Origin of the sequence: Streptomyces pseudovenezuelae, assembly GCF_029892565.1 — a bacterium.
Lineage (GTDB): Bacteria > Actinomycetota > Actinomycetes > Streptomycetales > Streptomycetaceae > Streptomyces > Streptomyces pseudovenezuelae_A.
Window position 1 is genome coordinate 1 of the sequence record NZ_JARXVH010000056.1, and the last position, 6,557, is coordinate 6,557.

Annotated in this window: 2 protein-coding genes and 3 pseudogenes; 1 reads left to right on the forward strand and 4 read right to left on the reverse strand. The window is 60.9% G+C overall.

Annotated elements, in window-relative coordinates; all coding sequences use genetic code 11:
- Nucleotides 1-96: 96 nt before the first annotated feature.
- The gene (locus M2283_RS51285) at nucleotides 97-1,020 is read right to left on the reverse strand and encodes a helix-turn-helix transcriptional regulator (RefSeq protein WP_280883532.1); all 924 of its coding nucleotides are present in this window, start codon (nucleotides 1,018-1,020) and stop codon (nucleotides 97-99) included.
- 769 nt (nucleotides 1,021-1,789) lie between these two features.
- Between M2283_RS51285 and M2283_RS51290 the strand changes: the two are divergent.
- A pseudogene (locus M2283_RS51290) lies at nucleotides 1,790-2,176 on the forward strand (transposase); the annotation flags it as partial.
- A gap of 556 nt (nucleotides 2,177-2,732) precedes the next feature.
- Here the strand turns inward: M2283_RS51290 and M2283_RS51295 are convergent.
- From M2283_RS51295 to M2283_RS51305, 3 genes and pseudogenes are all read right to left on the reverse strand, one after another.
- Nucleotides 2,733-4,223: pseudogene (locus tag M2283_RS51295) on the reverse strand (reverse transcriptase domain-containing protein); the annotation flags it as partial.
- Between the two features lie 432 nt (nucleotides 4,224-4,655).
- Nucleotides 4,656-5,114, reverse strand: coding sequence for a reverse transcriptase N-terminal domain-containing protein (locus M2283_RS51300; RefSeq protein WP_280883534.1), 459 nt, complete (start codon nucleotides 5,112-5,114; stop codon nucleotides 4,656-4,658).
- Between the two features lie 594 nt (nucleotides 5,115-5,708).
- Nucleotides 5,709-6,457, reverse strand: a pseudogene (locus tag M2283_RS51305) (transposase family protein).
- Nucleotides 6,458-6,557 lie beyond the last annotated feature (100 nt).

The window sequence follows — 6,557 nt, forward strand, 5'->3', positions numbered from 1 at the left end:
TGAGACTTCGAACACCTCCCCCAACGGCACGGGAGCCTCGTGCGTTGCGCACACCTCCAGCGTCACCCGATCAGTGGCCACTCTGAAACAGCTCAGTTACACGATATCGGTCCAGACCCTGGCCAGTCCCACGCGTGAGGAGACCCCTAACTTGGGGAATATTTTCTTCAAATGATAAGCTACGGTGTGCGGAGATAGAAAGAGGTACTTAGCCGTCTGAGTGTTGGTCATTCCTTGGGCCACCAATTGAGCCACCTTGATTTCTGTCTCGGTGAGATCCTTGATCGCCCTCTGCGGGGTTGTGCGCCAACGAGATTGATGGTGCTTAACACCGAGATCCCATAGCCTTTTCTTAATCCGCAATACGTCGCCCGGGCCTCCCGCCGATATATAGGTGTCAGCGCTCCGCTCAAGGATCCCTATGGCCTGATCTCGTTGTGACCGCTCAGAGGCCAAGAGCTTTCCGATGTCCTCCATCGCCGAAGCTTTCGTCCAAGGGTGGGGTTGTGTATCTGCGGCGCGCCGCAGATCGACCAGATTCTGCTCGAATAGGCCATTAGCGTGGAGGGCCGATGCGGCCAGAACTTGGTGGCGTGGGTTCATTTCCGCCAGTTTCTGAGCTATCTTTACTGCTTGCTGCGCCATTGCCTTCTGGTCGGTTTTCAGTGCCAACCGCACGAGCCAGGGTGCGGCAGCCGACTGCGACAGGAATACATTCCGGCTGACCGGCCCGAAGTCAACGAGTTCCTCGATAAACGGTGCCACACCCTCAACTCCCCTTTGCGCTTCGCGTAATTGCGCATTCGCCCATGCGCACTGCCCCGCCAGCAGCTTGAGACGCCCCATGAATGCATCATCGGCGATCATCTGCATGTGCGATGAAGCAGCATTCACATCAACACGCCGCAAAGCGACCAATGTCAGGATGAGGCGACTCGCGACACGTAATTGATTGGAACCCTCGGCATGTGCAAGCACCTGCTCAATCATGGCTACTGCTACGTCCAGGTCGCCGGCCATGAAAGCCAGATGCGACCGAGCTAGCGATAGTCTGGCCGGGTAGATCGCTGGACCAAAGAGGCTGGTATTCGGATCCTCTGGATGGTAGAGAACTTTTCTTGCCCGATCGAATTCCCCTCTCCTTATCAGAAAGAAAGAAAACAATTCTCTGGTTTGCAGTTCACACTCACACGAAGAGTCAGCTGCTGTCGTCGAGAGGGATTCTTCAATGAGATGCAGACTGTGGTCGAACCATCCATTCAGCCAGAGGGCTATCGCATGCCCGACGAGTCGACATTTTGCACACGATACCGTGCCAGATAATATGCGGACAGAACTTCCCGGAAGTCTCGTCACCATTGAGAATCCTAGAATGTCGGGGCGGAGGATGGCTGGTCTGTCTCGGCTCGGGCTGCTCTATTTGCGTGCCATGCGCCGTGAGCGCCGCTATTTGTGAGGAGCTTCGTGATGCCGATCTGGATGAGACAGGCCTTTGCAAGGAGTTCGACTGCGCCATCAGGCCTTAAAGGCCGGATTTAAAAGAATGGTACCGAGGCTTTCAGTGGCCACGTTGCCGACAGCCGCGGTAGCGGTGAGGGTTGCTGCGGGTACAGGAGACAGGGCCGTTGATGACGTCATGCTGTATGACGTGCCGTCACGATGTAGGTAGGCTGGCCGCCTTTGGCTGTGTGGGCCCGCCCAAGGCATCAACTTCGAGGGGCGGATGCCTCACGTCCCGGCTGCTAAGAGGTCCTAACAGAAGTTGTTGATCACGTGACTTTCGGTGTGGATGGTCGTTGGTCTGGTCGTGGGAACACGTCAGCCGCGGCCGTGGATTGTGTCGGACGAACTGTGGCCGCTGATCGAGCCGTTGCTGCCCGAGCCGGCACCGAAGCTGGTCGAGGGCAGGCCTCGGATACCGGACCGGCAGGCTTTGTGCGGGATCCTGTTCGTGCTGCACACCGGCATCCAGTGGGAGTACCTGCCCCAGGAGCTGGGCTTCGGCTCGGCCATGACCTGCTGGCGGCACCTGGCCGCGTGGAACAAAGCCGGGGTCTGGGACGAGCTGCACCTGGTGCTTCTGAAGAAGCTGCGAGCTGCGAAGAAGCTGGACTGGTCGCGGGCGGTGATCGACTCCGGTCCACTCGTGCGAGCGTGCGGACTATCTGGCCGCACATGAGGGAAATCGGATGAGTGAAGTCAACAGGCGATGGCTTAAACTTTCAAGTCAAGTTAAGGTAAATATTCGACTCGTGCAGGCCCCGGCCTCGATCGTTCACGACAGTCGCCGGTTGATCTTGCGCCCGTGATGTCGCTTCTGTCCTTCCCGTCAGGCTTCGCCGGGTAGGTGTGCGCGTCGGCTGTCGCGCCGGTGGCGCCGGCTTCCACGGGCCGGTGTGCTGAGGGTGCCTCCTCCCGGCGGCGTCGGGATGATGGTGGGTGGTCAGGTTGAACCTTCCCCTTGATCGTGGACACCTGGAGACTGGGATCTGAGAGCGTTGTGGCCAACCGAACCGCAGCTCGAAGAGCTGCGGTTCCTTCATGATCGACGTGTTCTCGTCGGTGAGGCCGGGCAGCACCGTGACATCTGGATCTCTCGTCGTGGAGGTGGTCGGTGCCGTCGGTGATCGCAATGATGGAGCGGCGTGAAGCGCGGGCTCGTGAAGTCCTGGACGGGGCGGAGGAGCGGTTGCGTGCCGCTGAAGAGCAGGCCGTAGAGGCCCGTCAGCGGTGGGAGTTCGCCCGGATCGGGCGACCAGTGGTTTCTTGCCCTCGCCGCGGTTCACCACAGCCTGGAAGCAGACCCGAGGTCCAACCGGCGTGTCGATGGTGGTCTTATATTTCCTGGCCATCTTCACGACGCTGGATCGGTGCTTCCCAGCTAAGGTTTTGAGCATCGAGGACTCCATGACCCAATGTAACCTGTTCAAGTGGCATACATTTGTGGCCCGGATGTAATACTGGACAACGCCTCGATATTCGGCCTGATACTGCGAGATGATCGAATAGTCCTGATCACTCAGCATCTGTGGTCGGAGCCATGGTTTCCCATGACGCATGTACGGGGCGCATCTACGCGTGATCGCTTCATCGGGGACCCGTAACCCGATCTCGCCGTTGATCGACCGCTTACCGTTGGTGAGCTTGTCGTTGGCGTGCTGGGTCACGATGTCGTATCCGAGGAAACGGGCCTTCCCTGTTCGGGCGTGGGTGATCAGCGTTTTCTCTTGCGACAACTCCAGCTTGAGTTCCTCTTGCAGGAACTGACCGAGCATTCGCTTGATCTCCCGCGCTTCGGCCTTCGGCCCGCTGAATCCGAGGAGGATGTCATCGCAGTACCGGACGTAGCGCAGGCGTCGGTAGCCCGGATCGTTGAGATCCTTGCTGGGGAGAGTGCGGCGCTGCAAGCACAGTGCTCGCACCCCCGCTCGGTCCCCACGCCGGCGCGCACTTCGGATTTCCGATGAGATCTTTTCATACGCGGGGTTGGGTGCCCGGCGCTTTCCTCGGTTGAACAACGGCAGTAGCTGTTGCTCGACGTACTTATCCAACCTGTCGAGGTAGATGTTACTGAGGACCGGAGAGGCGATACCTCCTTGTGGGGCGCCGGACAGCGTTGCACCCCATCGCCAGTCCTCCACATACCCCACCTTGAGAATTCTACTCACCAGGCGCAAGAACCGGTAATCGTGGACCTTCTCCCCGAGCGTCTTCATCAGGACCTCATGGTCCAACGACTCAAAACACTTGGAGATATCGCCCTCAATAAACCAGTTCGTTCCGTTCCAGACGTCGACTATCTCCTGCAATGCAGTGTGACATCCTCGCCCGGCGCGAAAACCGTGACTATGGTCAGAGAACTGGACATCGTAGTACGCATTGAGGAGCATGCGCACCACTTCGGCCAGTAATTTATCCGACCATCCAGGAAGCCCCAACGGCCGTGTCCCATTCTTCTTCGGGATGCGGACTCTTTTGACCGGACTCCATCGCCACCGTTCATGACGAACCATGTCGATGATGAGATCGATCTTTTCAAGGGACATTCCATCCACGGTCTCCCCAGTGACCCCCGGCGTCATCGCACCCGCATTAGAGTACAACTTGCGATAGGCCACCAGATACAACTCGCGGTTGAAAAGTTGCCGATATAGCCGTTCCAGCGACAGGCCACGCCTGCCACGCTCGCGGAGGACATCCAACACCACTTCGGCGCTCTGCATTACGCATGCCTCCTGGGTTCCGATATCCAAATCACCTGAGCAACTTTGCCCTGTGTCCGGCTTTCCCGGACTCCCTGGCAGGCCGTTACCCCTGCGACTACTATTGGCTCTCCGTTACCTTAGGGCTCTCGCCCCTTAGGCAATCCCGTGGTACGTCCTTGCTGTACGTTCTAGCGCGACTTATGAAGTCCACTCATCTTCTTCAATGCTCTCACTGAGCATCGCCCGCCCCATGGAGGTGCACCGGCCTACATCCCAGACCAGTACATGGAGCGGCATCGGTTACAGGTACTTTCCGATGGGTGCGCGTACTCACCTTCCGAAGATTAGACTTCAAGCAATCCAGCCTTTTCCTTATCGCGCGGGTCCCGCAGCGCCCCGTTCGATTACCTTCGACCCGGCCGCTACTTTCCTGGCATGCTATTGTCCCCTTCACCTTTCGGCTCCAGGTAAGCCATCAGACCCAGAAACATCCTCCAAGTTCCTCCCGATTGAAGGGATACAGCAAGGCGCCGCACGGCGCACGATATAGACCCGCCTGACGGGCAAGGGCCTCCACGGCGCTGCCCGGTGCTGCATCCAGTCGGCCAGTTCGGCCTTGCCCTGGGGCAGCAGGACGACACGTCCGTCGATCCCCGCCGTCTTGCGGCCAGCGTTGATCTCCGTCACCCGCCGCACGCTCACCAGCGTGTTGGAGCGGGAGCGGAGCATCAGTTTCTGGAGATTGCGGACCTTCTTGAGGTCCCCTGCCTGCGATGCCGTGAAGATCCGCTGCCTCAGCCGCCGTACTTCGTTCTCCGCGCCCTGCCAGTCGATCGACTGCCAGTCGGTGAAGTCGTCCTCAGGTCCGTTCGCCGTGACGGCACTGTCGTCCTGGACGGTGTCCGCCACGGGAGATGTTGTCGCCACGGTGTCCAACTTGCCCTTCGGTTCCAGCGTTGATGGTCATCGGGTCCTCACAGGCCGACCTGACCCACGTCAGCACCCTTGCGGGTCCGGGCAGAGCCCGTATCCGGCCGGTTATGCGGGGCGGCCAGCGGAGGCGCTGGTCATCTGCCCCGGTTTCCCGCTGCCTTTCGGCGACCGGCGTTGGCTTCTTGGGTCATCCTGTGCCCGCTGGGGAGTTGGGCCTTCCTTACGGTCGGCTGACCGGACGCTTTCGCGTCCGGACCCCAGCGGGGTTTCCACGTTCCGCACGAGTGAGATACGACCGGGGTGGGTGCCCCCTAAACTCCGGGACGGCGATGCTCTCCCGGCTGACGTTGGGTCTTCAGCCGGCGCCTGCCGCTTCTCAGCGACCAGTCCTGCACCCCGCTGGAGCAATCCATCGGCGGGGCCCACGATCACGAAGCATCATCAGGGGTTCACTTGCGGTCGGGTAGGCCGCCGGCGAGGTGCCTGCTGGGCAGGTCCTTTTCCAACGGCCCCCCGCCGAACGGTACGTGCGACTTTGATCGCATACCGCTCTCCAGTGACTGAGGTCTTTCAGCGTTGCCGCTCCAGGGTGAGGACGGCGGCGGCAATTGACGTCATTCGATTCGGGCTGCACCGGGCCCTGCGGAAGATCCGCCATGACTTCAGTCGTGCGACGCCACGCTCGACTGGTGCCCGTGCTGCGGACAGCGCACGGCTGACGGTCTGTTGCGTGGGTGTGAGGTCACGGCCCGGCGGGCGTCTGAGGGCCGTCGTCACCCATGGGTCGGCTCCCATATAGGCACGGTCAGCGAGAACCGGCACGCCCTGGCGCTCACAGATCCGGATGATCCGGTGAGTGCGGGCGGCAGTGAGGTCGTGGGCTCGGCCGGGCAGTGCGGGCGAGATCCACAGCAGCCGCCCGGCCGGGTCGGTCACCACCTGCAGGTTCACCCCGTGCCGACGGTGCTTGTGAGAGAAGTCGGCCCGGCTGTCGCCGACCCGGTCGCACTCCGCAAGCGTGCCATCCAACAGGACGTATTCCGGATCGGCCTCGCGCAGGGCGCGCAGCAGGCCGGGAGCGCGGTCGGCGAGCAGGTCGACGACGGCTGCCACGTAGGCGTGGGGGTGCCGACCGAGATGCCGAAGCCGGCGGCGATCTGCACAAGGGGATCGTTCCGACGCAGGTACACCAGGCCGACCAGCGCACGCCGGTGCGGCGGGAGTTTGCAGCGGCGGTCACCCTCGCGGGTGACGATGAGCATCGTGACCCACTCGACCAGGGCGTGGGGCAGGTCGAGTGCGGCAGGATGGGGAACCAACGCAACTCCTGTGCCAATGCCGCGAAGTTAAGGCTTTCCTCCGCAGATCAACTTGCTTTCCGGTAGAGGTTTTGTCACGCCGGGCAGGAGGGTGTAGGCC